At 58.7% G+C, this 17,222-nt stretch carries 12 protein-coding genes and 1 rRNA gene; 6 read left to right on the top strand and 7 right to left on the bottom strand.

Annotated features, from left to right (window positions below; genetic code table 11):
* Positions 1–32: 32 nt before the first annotated feature.
* From rrf to TM5383_RS16770, 6 genes are all read left to right on the top strand, one after another.
* A 5S ribosomal RNA gene (rrf, locus tag TM5383_RS15060) occupies positions 33–147 on the top strand.
* A gap of 362 nt (positions 148–509) precedes the next feature.
* Positions 510–755, top strand: coding sequence for a hypothetical protein (locus TM5383_RS15065; protein ID WP_058319876.1), 246 nt, complete (start codon positions 510–512; stop codon positions 753–755).
* Between the two features lie 10 nt (positions 756–765).
* The gene (locus TM5383_RS15070; RefSeq protein WP_143570272.1) at positions 766–1,290 is read left to right on the top strand and encodes a hypothetical protein; all 525 of its coding nucleotides are present in this window, start codon (positions 766–768) and stop codon (positions 1,288–1,290) included.
* Positions 1,291–1,529: 239 nt separating this feature from the next.
* Positions 1,530–3,830: a calcium-binding protein gene (locus tag TM5383_RS15075; protein ID WP_143570273.1), complete on the top strand. Its 2,301-nt coding sequence runs from the start codon at positions 1,530–1,532 to the stop codon at positions 3,828–3,830.
* Positions 3,831–3,855: 25 nt separating this feature from the next.
* The gene (locus tag TM5383_RS15080) at positions 3,856–5,970 is read left to right on the top strand and encodes an ATP-binding cassette domain-containing protein (protein ID WP_058319879.1); all 2,115 of its coding nucleotides are present in this window, start codon (positions 3,856–3,858) and stop codon (positions 5,968–5,970) included.
* Entirely contained in the window at positions 5,967–7,256 is a 1,290-nt protein-coding gene (locus TM5383_RS16770; protein ID WP_058319880.1) for a beta-barrel domain-containing protein, read from the top strand. Before TM5383_RS15080 ends, TM5383_RS16770 begins: the two co-directional genes overlap by 4 nt.
* A 128-nt stretch (positions 7,257–7,384) precedes the next feature.
* Here TM5383_RS16770 and TM5383_RS15090 read toward each other — a convergent pair whose 3' ends face one another.
* From TM5383_RS15090 to TM5383_RS15120, 7 genes are all read right to left on the bottom strand, one after another.
* Positions 7,385–9,076 carry a methyl-accepting chemotaxis protein gene (locus TM5383_RS15090; protein ID WP_076400178.1) on the bottom strand — a complete coding sequence of 564 codons (1,692 nt, stop codon included), beginning with the start codon at positions 9,074–9,076 and terminating at the stop codon, positions 7,385–7,387.
* Positions 9,077–9,391: 315 nt separating this feature from the next.
* Positions 9,392–10,189 (bottom strand): heme ABC transporter ATP-binding protein, encoded by a 798-nt coding sequence (locus TM5383_RS15095; protein WP_058319882.1) that lies wholly within the window; start codon positions 10,187–10,189, stop codon positions 9,392–9,394.
* A 1-nt stretch (position 10,190) separates the two neighbouring features.
* On the bottom strand, positions 10,191–11,264 hold the full coding sequence (locus TM5383_RS15100; RefSeq protein WP_058319883.1) for a FecCD family ABC transporter permease: 1,074 nt from the start codon (positions 11,262–11,264) through the stop codon (positions 10,191–10,193).
* Positions 11,264–12,145: a heme/hemin ABC transporter substrate-binding protein gene (locus tag TM5383_RS15105; protein ID WP_058319884.1), complete on the bottom strand. Its 882-nt coding sequence runs from the start codon at positions 12,143–12,145 to the stop codon at positions 11,264–11,266. Before TM5383_RS15105 ends, TM5383_RS15100 begins: the two co-directional genes overlap by 1 nt.
* Positions 12,142–13,215, bottom strand: coding sequence for a hemin-degrading factor (locus TM5383_RS15110; protein ID WP_058319885.1), 1,074 nt, complete (start codon positions 13,213–13,215; stop codon positions 12,142–12,144). The genes TM5383_RS15105 and TM5383_RS15110 overlap by 4 nt, the downstream gene beginning before the upstream one ends.
* 120 nt (positions 13,216–13,335) lie before the next feature.
* Complete coding sequence (locus TM5383_RS15115) at positions 13,336–15,411, bottom strand: TonB-dependent receptor domain-containing protein (protein WP_058319886.1); 2,076 nt, start codon at positions 15,409–15,411, stop codon at positions 13,336–13,338.
* A 253-nt stretch (positions 15,412–15,664) separates the two neighbouring features.
* A complete protein-coding gene (locus TM5383_RS15120; RefSeq protein ID WP_058319887.1) occupies positions 15,665–17,050 on the bottom strand; it encodes a DEAD/DEAH box helicase in 1,386 nt (461 codons plus the stop codon).
* Positions 17,051–17,222 lie beyond the last annotated feature (172 nt).

The following is a 17,222-nucleotide window of genomic DNA, read 5'->3' on the forward strand; positions in this document are numbered from 1 at the left end:
GGGCTAACAAAAGCCCGTTGTTGCTTATTCGGTTTGGTGGTCATAGCACGAGTGAAACACCCGATCCCATCCCGAACTCGGAAGTTAAGCACCGAAGCGCCAATGGTACTGCGTCTTAAGACGTGGGAGAGTAGGTCACCGCCAAACCTAATAAACAACAACAATCTCTCAAAAACGATGAAACACAAAAACAGCCGCCCCAATGGGCGGCTTTTTTAATACAAAATTAACAAAATTAGAACGTATGATACAAAATAGAGGTATCAAAGATTGAACTGTGTTACGCACGCGTGCTTTAAGCGCGTGGCAAACAACTGAAAGTTCGTATCTGTGAAAAAAACTATTCTGTCTGTCACTATGTTTGGGATCCTGGCGGCACATCCTAGGTCACCGTACGTGCATTCCGCGAAGGTGCTGATAGCAAGCGCGGCGAAGAAATCATTTGGGCGAAATGCAAACTGGTTTCCGATGACCTCGCTGCAGACGCTTTAACCCCGCAAGAAGTGATTGTGCCCCGTTTTAAGCAGCGTGCCGAATTTGAGGACCGCGGCGTTCCCAGCGCGTTGGTTGTGTCTTGTAAATACGGCGACCTGTCCGGGGTTTCTCAGGTGACCGCAGTTCCCAAAAGCACCACTGTTATGACCGGCGCAGGGATTGCTGGCGCATTGGTGAGCATTGCGGCCAGTGCGGCCTTGGCGACTTCGACACCTTGGATTTATGAGGGCGCTGTTGCCGTCGTCATGACCGATGGCTAACGTGATCAGAATGGCGAAGCGCTGCGCGGTGCTGGCGATCTGTGGCGCCCTCAGCGCCTGTGGTCCGTCGATTGAAATCACGTCGGATACTGTTTCGCCACGTATGGTTCGCAAAATCCCGGCGGGGCAGCATCTCGGCTGGGTACAGACCGAGGTTCGCACCTTCACCGAAAGCGCTGATGGGAAGAAGACCGAAGTGTCCGGTATTTCATGTGTCATCAGATCAAAGGACTTTACCGCCCGCGTGACCTCGCCTGCGCGTGTGAAGACGCCGACGTATGTACAGGGGGCGCGATTTGCCGACCGGGGCAAGCCGTCGCCTGTGGTTTTGAAATGCCAAGGCGGTGGTTTGTCGGGTAACACAAAGGTTGAGGCAAAGCCTTATGGCTTGTCCGATTCCACCACCACCACGAGCTATTATTATAGCAATACCGGTGGCTATGCGGGTGGGATCAGTACGACACGTCACAACAGCCAGCTGGTGTCCAGTTTCCCGTGGTCTTATGGCGGCGCGATCAAATTGGTTTTGCAATAACCTGACCCGGAACGAAAATTGAGAGGCGCGTGCAATACCAGCACGCGCCTTTGTCGTTTCAAATGCCCGCGAAACATCCAATCCTCACCACGCGGACACAGTGGCAATCGCCGTAGACATCCGCACAAATTAGATCAAATCCAACACAGTGCAGTCCGTTCCTCGTGGCCACAGAAAACTCTTCTTAAGGAATTAGACCTACCCTGAACCTCGATTGAAACCTGTGGCCGAGGTGCAGAATGTCTATGAATGAGCGGGATCCTAAATCTGATGAGGTAAAGGAATTCATCGGGACAACCGATGATGACCAATTGAGCGATGGCGCGCAAAACGAACAGGGCCAAACCCTGCGCGAGCGGCTGGCGCAGGTGGACAAGGTTAACGGGCACGCAGGTGACGACAATATCAGTACAGGGCAGGGCAATGATTTGGCCGCTGGTGATATGGTCGGGGACGAATGGGCCTATGTGGACGGGAAATGGGTCTACAATCCCGCTGCGCTACAGGTCAGCGATGTTGGGACAACCCGATCCTATGACGACGATATTCGTACCGGTGATGGCGATGATGTGCTGCTGGGGAATGGGGGAAATGACACCCTAAGTGCTGGACGCGGCGACGATGTCTTGAACGCAGGCCGGGGGAATGATCTGGCCTACGGTGGGGAAGGCGATGACCTTGTTAATCTGGAACAGGGGAATGACACCGCTGAGGGCGGGTTGGGCGCCGATACCATCAATGCTGGGGATGGCGACGATGTGGTTTATGGCGACCTGCGCGGTGGCAACATCCTATCTGCTGACGGTGACGGCCTGACCAGTTTTTCCCAATACGGTGAAAGTGCTGGTTGGGTGATGGAGGATCAGGATGGCATTGAAACCATTTCCCAATCCGCAAATACGGTGGCGGGGGAAAGCTATACCATTTCCTTTGAACTGGCGGCGAATCTTTCCGGTGGCCATGGATGCGGCAAGGTAGAGGTCCTGTGGAATGGCGAAGTGGTCAGCGTGGTCGAAACAACTACAGGCGTCTATGAAACCCACCAGGTTGAGGTGACAAGCACCGGACAAGAGGGGCAGCTGAGTTTCCGTGCGGTCCCCCCCGAAGGGGCGGTAGCCTATGATTTCAGCGGCCCTGTCGCCAGCTATGAAAAAATAACCACCCTTAATGGGCAAGAGGTTGAGGTCGCCGGGTTCGCCCCTGGGCAGTCGACCCTTTATCAGGTGATCAACGGCCAACTAAAAGCCTTTGACCCAGACGCGCGCACCTATGTCGATGTCGGTGATCCACCTGGGTTCAAGATTAACGCCGTTGGTTTCAACGCCGAGGATGACTTGATCTATGGCGTGGCGAAGTCGAATGGGGTGGATGCCCTTGGTAACCCTGTGCGCAGTACAGATACCGTGATGATTGATGCGAATGGCGATGCCTTCCGTGTCGGCGATGGGTTTTACGGCGATTATGTTGGCGATTTCGATGACAGCGGGAACCTATGGACCTTTCACACCACATTGGACCGGATCAGCGTGGTGGACGTCGACAATAGGGACGCCGACGGCAATCCGGAAATCCAGCATTTCCACCTGCCCCGGGGGCTGTTCACTGACCGGACCTATGATCTGGCCTACAATAGTGAGGACGGGCATTTCTATGCGGTTGTTTCCCCTGGCAAAAATGGCGAAGCGGGCAAGGTTGTGCAGATCGACGTAAGCGAGGTAGCTGCTGGCGGTCATCCCACCTTTAACGAGGTGCCAATCACCGGCACGCTCTATGGTGACACGATGGAAAGCGGCATGGCCAGCGGTGCCTATGGTGCGGTTTTCCTCGATGGGGATGGGAACCTTTATTACGGGCTCAATCGCGGGGATCATGATCTGGACGGCAGCACAGCTGCGCAGGGGGGGATTTTCAGGGTTGAGGTCGATTGGGACACCGGACAGGCCTACTCGGAATTCATGTCCGAAGCACAATCAACAGGATCCAATGACGGCACGGTCGATCCACGCTCTGCCGACGCCTTTACCGATATTGATGCCGACTCGCCTGTGTTGCTGCGCAATCCACAGCTGATCCAGTCGGACGGCGGCAACGATGACCTGCGCGGCGGTGCCGGAAATGACCAGATGTTTGGCAATGCGGGCGATGACACCCTGCATGGGGGCGAAGGTGCGGATCGTTTGTCTGGGAATCAGGGTAACGACAACATGAGCGGCGGCACCGGTGCGGACACCCTGACAGGCGGCAGCGGCGATGATCACCTGTGGGGCGGCAACTGGCGCGGCGATGGCACCACGGATACCTTTGTGGTGTCTCATGATGCAGGGCGTGACATCATTCATGATTTCGAAACGGATCACGACCGAATTGACCTGTCCGCCTATGGGCTGGACTATGCCGAAGTCGAGGCTGCGCTGTCTGATCGCGGCTGGGCGACGGAACTGGATCTAAGCGCACTTGCCGGTGATGGCAGTGTTGGCGACAGGCTGCTGCTGAAATCTGTGGATGTTGATGATCTGGATGAAAGCAATTTTATCCTGTGATCCCCTGTGTTGAGTGGAGCAAGCAATGAACCCCATCCAACACTCACGCCGTATGATCGCACCGCTGCTGGTGTTCTCTCTGTTGAGCAATCTAGCGGTGTTGATCAGCCCTTTGTTCATGATGCAGGTGCTGGATCGCGTCGTCCCCAGCGGCAATACCGCCACTCTCGTGCTGTTGGGGGCGCTGGCACTGTCGGCGCTGTTGGTGCAGGGCGTGGCCGAAGGGTTGCGCGATCTTTCTTTGCGCCGCCTTGGAACATGGATCGAAGGGACGGGAAGCGGGCAATTGATGCAGGATTGTGGTGCCAGCCCTGCTGAAACCGATATGGCAGAACATTGTGCTGCGGTCGCAGGCTTGACGCAGGCGCTGCGCGGCCCAACCGCACAGGCAGCCCTGTCGTTGCCATGGTTGCCGTTGTTCATTCTCGCATTGGCGTTGATCCACGCGGGGTTTGTTGCGCTGTTGTTTGGCCTTCTTTGCGCGTTGTTTCTGTTGGATCGAATTCTGACGATAACAACCGTGACGACACAGATGCAGCTTGCGCAGGACCAGCAACGCGAACAGACCCTGTTTCAGAACGCAGGCAAACAAGGCCAGCGTCTGGGAAACGCGATGGCCACACAACACATGCTGGCGCGCGCATTTAGCCTACAGGTGCGCCGGCATCAGCATAGCGACCGTCTGGATCTGCCGCAGGCATTTGGGGGCAGCATTGCGGGTGTTCTGCGCAGCGCCGGACAAGTTATGGCGTTGGGGCTTGGGGCCTATCTGGTGACCCAGAACCAGCTGAGCGCGGGGGGAATGATCGCAGCCTCGTTGATCGTCAGTCGCAGCTACGGCAGTTGTGAAACTGTTCTGAAACAGGGGCCAGCACTGCGGCAGGCGTTGGAACACTATCGGGTGCTATTGCGCCGGCCTCAAATGCATGCTCCCTCGATGGCGTTGCCTGCATTCAAGGGCGCACTGACCGCAGAAAACCTGACCTGCCCACGTGGTGGGGGCGCGGCGCCTTATCTCGACCGGGTCAGCTTCAGCTTGGCGCCCGGGGAATGTCTGGCGATCGTCGGCGCGGCGGGATCTGGTAAAACCAGTTTGCTGCAGGCGCTCTCCGGCTTGAAACCTGCCGCCATCGGATCGACATTTTATGATGACAGTGCACAGCGCAGCCTGCCGCCAGAGGCGAGTTATCGATTGATCGGCAGCCTGCCGCAGCGTGCCGATCTAATTGCGGGCAGCCTCGCCGATAATATTGCCTGCTTCGATCCAGACCGCGATGATGATGCGGTGGTAGCGGCGGCGCAGGCCGCAGGTGTGCATGGTTTGATCGCAGCCCTGCCCGAGGGATATGAAAGTGATCTGTCGCGTTGCCCGCATGTTCTGTCTGCTGGTCAGGTGCAACGTGTGGCCTTGGCGCGCGCGCTTTACACGCAACCGCGCTACCTGTTTCTGGATGAGCCGAACGCGCTGCTTGATGGTGATGGTGAAAGGGCCCTGTTGCAAACGCTGCTACGCCTCAAGGCGTCAGGCACAACCATTGTCATGGTGCTGCATCGGTCGGGGGTGATGGGGGTCGCGGACAAAATTCTGCGTCTTGATCAGGGACGGGTGGTTGATTTTGGCCCCCGGGCTGAGGTGTTGGCGCGCCTGAGCGGAAATCAGCGCCAAATTCGGCTGCCTGCGTTAGCAACGTCGCAGCATGATCTGCGTGATTGGGTTGCGTCGCAATTCACCCGTGCCAGCGATGAGGCATTCAGTCAAAAGGCGCAGATCATCGCTCAGGAAATGTTCCAATTGGCCTTGGCGGCGGCGGGCGAACAGGCCAATCCACCGCCAGAGTTGGCGTTTTCATTGAAATTTCGCGATGAATTTGAATGCGACTTGCGCATGGCGGGGGATGTGGCGCTGGATCTATCGGAAAAGATCATCCGCGTGCGCAAAGAGCTGAGGCATGGCCGCGAAATGGGGCAGGGCTCATCGCGCGACGAACAGGCTTTGGCGGCGTTGGAACGTATGGGCAGCGCGTTGTGTCAGCAGACATTGGAAGGCCGCACGACGTTGCAGGCGTCTGTTCTGGCCCACAATGCCCCACGATCCTCGGGCGGACGGGAACAGGGACAGCGGCAGGAGGTATTGCAATGAAAGATGATGCACTGCCCCCACAGGTGGCGCGGCCTGCGTTTCTGGGCGCCTTGGCGGTGCTGTGCTTTTTGACAGGCCTCATCGCCTATGCGGGTTTCGTGCCTTTGGCGACGACCTTAACCCTGAGTGGACGGTTGGTCTCATCAACGCCAGAGGTGGTCTTGCAGCCGCCATATGGCGGACCCGTGGCCGAGGTTTTGGTGGCCCGCCATGATCATGTTGCGGCAGGGGATGTGCTGTTGCGTCTGGATACGACGGTTGAGACGAAACAGGTTGCAGCCGTTCAGGCACAGCAGGCGCGGTTGCGGGCCGAAAATGCAGTGATCACCGCGCTGCTGACAACAGATATGCCTGTGTCTGTGCCAGTGTCTGGGCCGGTGCTGGATGGCGCAGCGGGGCACGGCCACGAATATGCGCTACAGATGCAATTGGCTTATGCGGAACATCAGGCCAAACAACAGTCAGTTGGCGCATTGGCACAACAGATCACCCTTCTTGAGGGGGAGGTGGCGCTGACTGAACGACAGTTGTCTGGTATGCAGGCGCGGGCGGATCGGCAGGCAGGGTTATTGCAAAAGGGCGTTTTGAAACGCACCGAGGTTGAGGCGTTTTCAGAGCAGGTCCTGATGGTTGCCGCCGAAATCGAAGGCAGCCGCGGCACACTGGCCGCGCTGCGTGATCGGCAGGCACAAATGGCTGCGCAGGCGCAGATCGTTTTGTTGCAGGTGCGCCAGCGGTTGACCGCTACGCGGGCACGTAACATCAAACAGCTGCAGGATATCGATCAACATCTGGCTGAGTTGAAGGACCGGATTGAGCGCGCCACCATTCATGCACCAATCAGTGGCACGGTGACACGGCTGGATCTGCCTGCACGCGATGCCTATGCGGCACGGGGCAAAACGGTTCTGGCAATTGCGCAACCGCTTGCGCAGCCGCATTTGGAGTTGACCGTACCGACCACCTATATTGATCAATTGCGCCCGGGCATGGTCGGGCGATTGGTGTTGCCCAGTCTGCCTCAACGGGCCATGCCCCGTATTGAAACGCAGCTGGCAGCTATTTCGCCCCGTGCCGCGTTGGATGAGGCGGGGCAGCCCACAGGCTTTGCCGCGCAGGCGGATTTATCACTGGATGCCTCACAACGGCTGGCGTCGGCGCTGTCAGATCTGCGGTTGTCAGAGGACATGCCGGTTCAGGTGATCATAGAGGTCCGTGAAACAACGCTGGCGCAGTACCTTCTGGCGCCTTTGGCTGCAGCGTTTCAACGCGCACTACAGGATTAAGGAATGTAAGGGGGCAGGGCGTCCGCTGGTCAGGCAAGACCCTGACAATAAGTCCAGGCGAACAACGTAGTGCAGACAGATGACAGGCCGCATCTTGAACGGATGCGGCCTGCTGCGATTGGCGTAAATTACGCGGCCTTGTTGTTTTTGGGGATGAAATCCGGTTCTTCATCCGTGTCGGCCAACAGTGCGTCAAAATCCAGATCCGGCGCGCTGCCGCGGGAGGTGTCGCGTGCAGGCGCGGAAACTGGGTCCTGTTCCTTGGCCTGCGGTTGAGGGGCCTCTTCTGCAGGCTGGGCGTCGCGCACGGCCAAAGGCGCGGTGTCTTTGGTGCCCAGATCGAAAAACGCGACAGCTTGTTGCATGACCTGCGCCTGACCTGACAGCTCTTCGGCCGTTGCTGCCAGCTCTTCTGAGGCGGCGGTGTTGGTCTGGGCGCTGCCGTCAACCTGATTGACTGCGATGCCGATCTGTTCGATGCCTTTGCTGATTTCGTCATTGGCTTTGGCGATATTGGTGATCAGATCAGACGTGGTGGCAATCTGCGGCACCAGCTCGTCGATCATCTCGCGTGCCTTATCGGACGAACTGGCCGTGACCGAGGTGAGCGCGTCAATCTCGCTTGCGGCTTCCTGACTGCGTTCGGCCAGTTTGCGCACCTCAGAGGCGACAACAGCAAACCCGCGCCCATGTTCACCTGCGCGCGCAGCTTCGACTGCGGCGTTCAGAGCCAGCAGGTCTGTTTGGCGCGCAATCTCCTGGATGATGTGGATTTTTTCCACAATCTGCCCCATGTGCTTGGTCGCGTCGCGCACCACGGTGGCACCACTGCGGGCCATTTCTGCGGCGTCGGCTGCAGTGCGTTCGGTGCGGTGGGCGTTTTCAGCAGTGCTGGCGATACTGGCGGCGATCTCTTCGATCGAGGCAGAGGTCTCTTCGGTCGCGGCGGATTGGTTGATTGCCACCTCTTGCAGCTGCGCGGATGTTGTCGACACCTGCAAGGCCCCCGTAGAGACATACCCCGCAGAGGTGTTCACATCCCCAACCGTGCGGCGCAACTCGCCAACCATGCGGGCCAAATCATCCAGAAGCGCCCCAATTTCGTCCCGGCGGCCATGCGCGGCCGGGGTTTCCAGCAGGCCTGATGCGACCTGATTGCTGAGAGTTTTGGCCGCTTTCAGACCCTTGTGAATGGAACGCAGCATCATCAGTGCCACCAGTAGAGAGAAGACAACAGCGCCCAAAGTCAGGGCAATCAGTTCAAAGCGCACGATGGCGTATTCGTGGTTCGACTTCTCGACCTGCGTTTCCAGATAGGCACTTTCCGCGACAGAGAAATCGTGAATGATTTTCAGCATCTCTTTGTCCAGCGCGCCGCCTTCTTCGACCAGTTGCAGCGCCGCCTTTTCCATATCACCACGTTTATAAGAGGTGATGACTTCGGCGTTGACCACATTGATCCGTTTGCGCAGGTCGGTGAATTCGTCCAGCACAGCTTTCTCTTTGGCCGAGGCATGAGAATATGCGGTTTGCAGCAACACGTCTTCTTCGTGTTCCAACACTTCCAGTTCGGCCTCTATCCGGTCATGGAGAGCGCCGGGTTCGATCAGAACATATTCCCGCATCAAGTTTTGGATGCGCTCCTGAATCAGTGCCAACTCATCCAGATCGCGCAACGCGCGGAAATCTTCGTGAACGATTTTGTCAGTTCGATCCTTGAGGATCGACATCTCCTTTACTGACAGCCACCCCACAATCATGAGGAGGGTGCATAACAGCGCAAAGGAGGCCGCGAGCCGAGCTTTGATAGAAAAAAACATTACGGGTTACTCTTGCTTGGGGTCATCAACGAGAGGGTTGTGCAATCACATCTAATTGGGGGTGGCAGGTGGTTAATATCGTGGTGCCGTCGTCAGTTTTATGGATCTGGGGTTGTGATCGCAGTGCGCCTCCTTACTCGATAAATACGACGCGCATGGTGGGTGTTATAGATCGCGCAATGATTGTTTTGGGCTGATGGTGCAGCATTAGATCGTAACCTTTGCGCCATATGCTTGTTTTTAAACGAATGTTTTGCATAAAAAATGGGCATCCGATTTTGTGTCGAACGCCCATCTTTTCAACGGTTGGTGGGATCAGTTTAGGTGTGCGGCCTGTGGTAAAATCCACGCGCCGCCCATTGGTGGGGGCGTGTTGACCTGCAGCTTGCAGTGGTAGGCTGCGCTGAGGGTGTCATTGGTCAGTACCTGTTGTGGCGTGCCATGTGCGCGGACGGATCCAGCATCAATCAATGTGATCTGATCGGCAAACATCGCCGTCAGGTTGAGGTCGTGCATCACCGCCACCACACCGCCGCCCGCGCGGGCATAGTCCTGCGCCAGTTGCATCACCACCAGCTGATGCCCGATATCAAGGGCTGACACTGGTTCATCCAGAAACAACCAGCGCGGTTGTCCGTCTAGCACCGGTTCCCAGATCTGCACCAGCACGCGCGCCAACTGCACCCGCTGTTTTTCACCACCTGAGAGGTCGTGGAAATAGCGCCCTTCGAACCCCGTCAGCCCGACGCGGGCCAGCGCCTGCAAGGGCAGGGTATCGCTGGTGTCGGGGCGGCTACTGGCCAGTCCAGCGGTCAGGCCAAGGCGCACCACCTCTAGCACAGTGAAGGGAAAGGCGAGGTTCGCCGCCTGCGGCAGCACGGCGCGGGTCATTGCCAGCTCATGCGGTTTCATCGATGCGCAATCCTGCCCGTTGATCTGCACCTTTCCGGTGTAGGCCAGTTCGCCGGTGATGGCGCGCAGTAGCGTGGTTTTGCCCGATCCGTTGGGGCCGACTATCGCGGTGACCTCACCAGCGCGGGCGGCGAAGTCGATGCCGTGCAGGATCTCTTTGCGGCCCAGTTTGACGTGGATGTCTGTGGCTGTCAGGGACATCTTACATCTCCACCAGATTACGGTTTTTGAGGAGGATCCACAGGAAGAACGGCCCGCCGATGGCGGCCATGACGATCCCGATGGGCAGCTCAGCCGGGGCAATGACCACCCGCGAAATGGCATCTGCCAAAAGTAGGATAATCGCCCCCAACAGCGCCCCGTTGATCAACAGGCCCCGGTGATCCGGCCCCTGCACCAGACGCAACAGATGGGGCACCACAATGCCGACAAACCCGATGCCACCGGTCACAGCGGTGGACGCCCCGATAGAGGCGGCGACGGTCATGATCGCGATACGTTTCATCTTTTGCACGTCGATGCCAAGGTGATGCGCTGCGGCTTCGCCCAGGGTCAGGGCGTTTAGCGCGCGGGCCAGAAACGGTGCGGCGATCAGCGTCAGGATGATCAGCGGCGCTGAGGCGCTGAGCTTTTCCCAGCTGGCCCCGGCAACGGATCCCATACTCCAGAACGTCAAATCGCGCAGCTGATTGTCATCAGCATAATAAACCAACAGCCCCATAAAGGCCCCGATCAGCGCGCCCAATGCGATGCCCGCCAAAAGCATGGTCGCCACCGATGTGCGGCCGCCACGGGTCGCAACAGCATAGAGCAGTAGGGTCGTGATCCACCCGCCGATGAAGGCCGCGAAGGGAACTGAATATTTGCCCACCGCGGCGGCAACGGTCACAGGCAGGAAACCACCCAGCACAATGGCCACAACCGCGCCAAAGCCAGCGCCAGCGCTGACGCCGACCAGACCGGGATCGGCCAGCGGGTTGCGAAACAGACCCTGCATCACTGCGCCAGACACCGCGAGGGAGGCACCGACCAGTGCAGCGGTCAACATGCGCGGCATCCGGATGTCCCAAATGATGATCTGATCACGTAGGGACCCTTCACCGACCAAGGCGGCCAGAACATCCGTCTGATCCGCCGCCCCCCAGCCAAGGCTGAGGAGCATGGCCGCCGCCAAGACCACGATTAAAATCACGCTCAGCAGCTGTGACAGACGGCGACGATCACCGCCGCGGCGCTGGGCAGTCTGCGTCAGCGACGTAGCATCTGCGGCAACCATCAGTTCACAACCTCCTCTGCGGGATAGAGAACCTGGTGCAGTTCACTGACAAAGGAGGCCGTGCGCGGCCCGAAACCAAGGGCGGCACCGTCGATGCTGTAAAATCCACCGTTTGCCGCGGCAGGTGTGGGGGCAACAGCGGGCAGGGCCAGGATTTCCTCGGCCCGACCTTCGTGATCGGTGCGGCCGGTCATCATCAGCACCAGATCTGGTTGCGCTTTGATCACCGCTTCATCGTTGACCAGTTTGTAGCCTGCATAATCCTCGGCCATGACGTTGATGCCGCCGGCCAGTTCGATCAGCCCGTTGGCGCCTGTGTCACGACCCGACACGTTCAGGCGGCCACCGTCGTTGGACAGCACAAACATCACGCGCTTTTTGGTGTCCACCTTGGCGACCTTGGCGGCGATGGCGGCCAGCTCGGCTTTAACGTCACTGGCCAGTGCCTCTGCCTGAGCGTCCTCGCCGATGGCGTGGCCGACGGTGCGAATGGCGTCTGTTACAGCCTCGGCGCTGAAACCATCATGGACCAGCACAATAGGAACAGAGGCTTCGCGCAGCAGATCCATAGTTTCTACGGGTCCGGAGGTGTGGCGCGCGATGATCAGGTCGGGGGCGACAGACAGCACGCCCTCGGGCGACAGGCGACGCATGTAGCCGACGTCGGGCAGATCGTTCACCATTGCCGGATAGGTTGATGTGGTGTCACGCGCCACGATGCGATCCTGTGCACCAAGGGCGAAGAGGATTTCCGTGATCGGCCCACCGACGGAGACGATGGATTTTGCTTGCGGGTAGCTGTCGCCGTGGTCCTCTGCCGCGAAAGCGGCGGCAGAGAGGCCAATCGCGGCCACAGCGCCTAAGGTCAGTGAACGGATCATGCCGGAACCTCTTCTTTCGTAAGGGTAGGCAAGTCAGCGATGATCTGATGCCATTGGGCCAGATCGTCGGCGTCATTGTTCGGATCGCGCATGCCAAAGACCTGCATGATGGTCATGCCACGGTTGTCAAAACATTCCAGCGACACGGCAGGGCCGCGTTTGGTGGGCTTTTCGACCGCATAAACCTCGGCCACGTGGTCATTGCGCAGGTGCAGATCGAACCGCTCATCCAACACGTTGACCCAAGGCCCCATGTTCTTGATGTTGTCCAGACGGCCCCAATGGATCTGGATATTGCCGGGGTTGCCGACGAACAAAATGGTGCGCTGTTTCAGCTCTGACACGCGGTTGATCAAGGTTTCGACAGCCGAGATTTCTAGCGGGCGCACCCATTTTTCACCCGCAACCAGACGGTAGGCGCCCAGACGGTTCATGCCCAGTTTCGACGTCAGCCGCATGAACTGGTGGGTGTCGGTCATCTTGCCCCACTCCTGCAGCAGAACGTCCCGTTTGGCGGGGTTCCATTTGGCGGGTTCGATGGGGGTGGCCTCAACCACGTCGATGCCTTCGGATTGGTCGGCATCGGTCAGCTCTGCCACAACAGCGGCCCATGCGTCGTGGTTCGATCCCTCGCGCATAAACACCTTATGGACGGCGTCACCGGCGGCATCAAACACCTGCAGCGTGCGGCGCAAGCCACGGTCGGTTTCCTGTTCGATGGCGAAGCCATGCACCCAGTGTTTGGGGAAGATACGCAGGTCAATCTCATGGCCCACAACCATCGCCGCATGGGCGCCGGAGGTGTATTTGCCATAGGTGCCCACACGTTCATGCACGGCAGAAAAGTTGCGTGTCAGCGCCATGACTTCGCCCAGTTTGCTGATTGCAGGCATCAGCTGATCGGGATGGGGATTGATGCGGGTGATCACCTCGCCGTTGCGCTGACCCAGATGGGCGGCGACCAGTTCGGCCTCTGAGATGGCCAGCTTGTCTGCCAGATCGCGGTCGCGCATTTTGGGATTGTCGAGTTTTGCCTGACGGATGTCGGCGGCACTTGGTTTCTGGGTCATCGGACTACCTCGAAGACAGAGAGCGAAGAGAAGGGGGGATGGCGCCGGGCATCGGGCCAGATCCCGAAAACTGCAAAGGGGCGGCCCCAGACAGGGGCCACCCGATAGGATCACAATGGATCAGAAGGTTTTCGCCAGGGTGAACTTGATGTTACGGCCCTTGGCGTTCCGGTTGGGGTTGGTCAGGTAGGGGCGATAGGTGGTGTCGAACAGGTTTTCGACGCCCAGTCGCATTTCCGTGCCCGCCAGTGCGCCGCTTTTGGGTTTGTAGCCAACAGACAGCGCGTAGGTGGTCCAGTCATCCGACGGTGCGGTTGCGCCGCCTGCGGATGTGGTGCGGTTGTGGGCAAAGGCATGTTTGGCCTCAACCGCGATGTCCAGCTGTTCATCCATGAACTTCTTGCCCACAGTCAGCTGAACAGTGTCCGCTGGTGTGTAGTTAAAGAAGGTGCTGGTGCCGTTGATGGTGCCACGGGTGCGTGCGGCCGCAAAGTCGGCGTAGAAGACCGGGCTGGCGTAGTTCAGTTCCAGCTCCAGACCTTCCAGTTTGGTGTCGTTGATGCCGGAATAGGTGGTGCCATCCCAGATCTCGGTGCGGAAGGCCGTCAGTTTGGCCTGCAGGCGGTCCTCATCCATCATTACGTCAAAGCCGTCATAGGACAGGCCCAATTCGAATGTGGTGGCTTTTTCCGATTTCTCGCGGTTTGCGCTCGAGCGCAAATCGTCAAGGATTGGCAGGTTTTCGTTGTAGGCCGCGCTACCGAATACGGCAAAGGTATCGCTGACCGCGTAACGTGCGGACAGGGCACCGGTCCAGGCCTGTTTCTTGTACTGCGTTCCGTCGGGGATTGCGGTGTAGGGAATGCAGAAACCGGGACCGAAACAAACCGTGGTGTCGCGGTTGTTCTGCGATGTCAGGGTCTGTTTTTCAAAACGGATCTGCGGGGTGACAGTCAGGCGATCACCAACTTCCATTTTGTTGGCAATATAGAGCGAGATACTTTCGTCCGTACCGCCGGGGGCCGTACCGTCGTTTTCACCCGCATCCGCACCGCTGAGCAGGATAGCGCTGCGTTCGCGGTTTTTGAATTCGACACCAGTGGTCAGGGTGTGGCTGACCGAAGCAGTATCGAAGCGCGCGCGGTTTTCCAGACGCAGGCCGTGCGTGACCGTGTCGTGGTCGGTGTTGGTCAGGTTGGCACCCACAGTTGAGGAGGTGATCTCCATCTCTTCCTGTTTGCGGAACAGGCGGGCTTCAAAGTCAATCAGATCGTTTTCGACCGAGGTATAGCGATAGGACAGATAGGCAGTTTTGTCCTTCATGATGCGGTCAACCAGCGTGCCACTCCACAACGGATCAAAGGCGTCATAGGGCACGTCTTCGGCAGGTGAGGTGGTCTGCGTGTAGCCAAAGGTCAGGCGGCTGTCGTCGGTCAACTGATAGTTCAGTTTCAACAGGCCTGAGGGTGCTTTGAACCCTGTTGCCTGACGTGTGGTGCCACTGCCGTCTTTGCCCTCTTTGACTTTGCGGTAGCCGTAGAAAGCCAAGGCGTTAAAGCGGTCGCTGGGGGCAAACGATAGGATCGTCGTCGACAACAGGCCGTCGCCGTTGCTTTCATAGCCGACCTTTTGGCGCACAGAGAATGTATCGCCGTCTTGCAAGAAGTCGGTGGCGTCTTTGGTCTGTGCTTCGACCGTGCCGCCCATCGCGCCCGAATTATAGCGGAAGCTTTCGCCGGGGCCACGGGTGACCTCGACAGATCGGAACAATTCCGGTTCCAGCGACAGGAGCGACCCGTTGCGATAGATCTCTTCGGCACCCGAAGGCACGCCGTCGATGACAACGGCCACATGGCCGTCGGTGCCGTAGGTGCCGGCCTGCGCGCCAAGACCACGGATGTTCACAGCCGACCCCTGCGGGGTGGAGCCGTTGATCAGGCTGACGTTCGGGATCGAATCCAGCAGTTCGCCAAACGATGTGGCCTGACGGGCCTCAATCTCTTTTTGGTCAACCACGGTGGTGGAGGTGGCGGTGTCGGTCTGAACGCCGCGGCGGCTTTCGTTTAGCTGGATTTCTTCCAGTTCGATGATGTCATCGCTGTCTAGAAAGGCATCCTGTGCCAAACCGGCGCTGGGCGTGGCGGTTAGGGCGGTCAGGCCAGCAATGGCCACCGCAAATGGTGATGTGCGCTTCATGGTCCCCTCAAAGCGTAGATGTTGGATGGCTGCGCAGGCAGGCGCAGAATCGGTCTAGCTGGCTTTGAAGAGCGTGCTGGGTGAGCGAGGTCGTTTTATTAACTTGATTTCTTTTGTCAAGAATTGAAGCCGACTCTGCGGTCTTTCCGGTTCGCCCGCCTGTTTGTGTTGCAAAGCGGGCAAACAAAAAACGCGCGCCAAGCAGGGCGCGCGTTTTCTGGGTGAGGTGTCGCGTATTAAAAAATCCGCTGGATCAATCTCGGGCAGGGGCCGGTTTGCGGCGACGCGGGCGACGCGATTTGGAATTTGCGGGTCGATCCGATTGGGGCCGCTCAGATTGTCCGCCGTCTGCCTTTGATCGCTCGGTACGGGGACGTCCGCCGCCGTTGCCACCACCATTGCTACCGCTGCGACCACGACGATTGCCACCACCGTTGCCGCCGTTGCCTGCGCCACCACGACCACCACGGCGACGATTGCCGCCGGGTTTCTTCGGTGCCTCACTCGGCAAGAAGGGGGTGCCGGAGGCCACGGGGATCTCCAACTTCATCACCTTCTGGATGTCGCGCAGCTGTTCGGCCTCATCGACGGTGCAAAACGCAATCGCTTCACCTTCACGGCCTGCACGCGCGGTACGGCCAATGCGGTGCACATAGTTGTCGGGCGTGTCGGGCAGATCGTAGTTGATCACATAGGCGACGCCCGGAATGTCGATGCCACGCGCAGCCACATCGGTGGCAACCAGCACGGTGATCGTGCCATCGCGGAACCCTTTGATGGCACGGTCGCGCTGGTTCTGGCTTTTGTTGCCGTGGATCGAGGCGGCGTTGTAGCCATCGCGCACAAGCGACTTCATCAGCTTCTCGGCACCCCATTTGGTGCGGGCGAACACCAGCGTCAGCGCGTTCAGATCGCGCGACAGGATTTCGCGCAGCAGCTTGGGTTTGTCGTCACGGCCCAGGAAATGCACCGATTGTGTGACCTTATCAGCCGCCTTACCGGGGGGCGATACCTGCACGCGGCGGGGATTGTTCAGATAGGCCTGCGACAGCTCTTCCATCTGTTTGGGCATGGTAGCCGAAAACAGCATGGTCTGGCGCGGGGTGCCCAGTTTCGGTGCGATTTTGCGCAGCGCATGGATAAAGCCCATGTCTAGCATCTGATCCGCTTCATCCAGTACCAGATGGCGGGTTTTCGACAGGTCAACCGCGCCACGGTCCATCAGGTCAATCAGACGGCCGGGGGTGGCGACCAAAATGTCGGTGCCACGGTTCAGAACCGCGATCTGGCGGTTGATCGACTGGCCGCCAACGACGGTGCGCACATGGATGCTGGTGTGTTGCGCCAGCATGTTCAGGTTGTCGGCGATTTGGTTCACCAATTCGCGCGTCGGGGCCAGCACCAGTGCCTTGACGGTTTTCGCGGGGGCTTTGGCCGGATCGTTCAGCAGCTGTTCCATCAGCGGCAGGCCAAAAGCCAGCGTTTTGCCGGTGCCGGTCTGGGCCAGACCCAGAATGTCGTGGCCTTCCAGCGCCAGCGGGATCGCTTGGTTCTGGATTGGGGTGGGTTGGGTCAGGCCAGCTTTGGCCAGCGCCTTGTTCAGGGCTGGGCTGAGGCCCAGCATGTCGAAGTCAAACAAATCATGTCCTTTCGCGCTGGGCCGTTTGGGCGCAGCGCAGGGGGCCGCGTGAGATGCGGCAGCACGAGGTTTCACGCAGATCTGATACTCCCGACGCCACATGCGGCGGGCGGTCCTGCGTCAAGAACCCTGCGTGATGGGGAACTAAAGGGTGGTGGGGTCACTGGGCCGG

Origin of the sequence: Thalassovita mediterranea, assembly GCF_001458435.1 — a bacterium.
Taxonomy (GTDB): Bacteria; Pseudomonadota; Alphaproteobacteria; order Rhodobacterales; family Rhodobacteraceae; genus Thalassobius; species Thalassobius mediterraneus.

What these genes read in the sequence shown, in the direction of transcription:
- TM5383_RS15070 (WP_143570272.1), top strand. Translation starts at nt 766, where the DNA reads ATGGCGAAGCGCTGCGCGGTGCTGGCGATCTGTGGCGCCCTCAGCGCC.
- TM5383_RS15075 (WP_143570273.1), top strand. Translation starts at nt 1,530, where the DNA reads ATGTCTATGAATGAGCGGGATCCTAAATCTGATGAGGTAAAGGAATTC.
- TM5383_RS15080 (WP_058319879.1), top strand. Translation starts at nt 3,856, where the DNA reads ATGAACCCCATCCAACACTCACGCCGTATGATCGCACCGCTGCTGGTG.
- TM5383_RS16770 (WP_058319880.1), top strand. Translation starts at nt 5,967, where the DNA reads ATGAAAGATGATGCACTGCCCCCACAGGTGGCGCGGCCTGCGTTTCTG.
- TM5383_RS15090 (WP_076400178.1), bottom strand. Translation starts at nt 9,076, where the DNA reads ATGTTTTTTTCTATCAAAGCTCGGCTCGCGGCCTCCTTTGCGCTGTTA.
- TM5383_RS15095 (WP_058319882.1), bottom strand. Translation starts at nt 10,189, where the DNA reads ATGTCCCTGACAGCCACAGACATCCACGTCAAACTGGGCCGCAAAGAG.
- TM5383_RS15100 (WP_058319883.1), bottom strand. Translation starts at nt 11,264, where the DNA reads ATGGTTGCCGCAGATGCTACGTCGCTGACGCAGACTGCCCAGCGCCGC.
- TM5383_RS15105 (WP_058319884.1), bottom strand. Translation starts at nt 12,145, where the DNA reads ATGATCCGTTCACTGACCTTAGGCGCTGTGGCCGCGATTGGCCTCTCT.
- TM5383_RS15110 (WP_058319885.1), bottom strand. Translation starts at nt 13,215, where the DNA reads ATGACCCAGAAACCAAGTGCCGCCGACATCCGTCAGGCAAAACTCGAC.
- TM5383_RS15115 (WP_058319886.1), bottom strand. Translation starts at nt 15,411, where the DNA reads ATGAAGCGCACATCACCATTTGCGGTGGCCATTGCTGGCCTGACCGCC.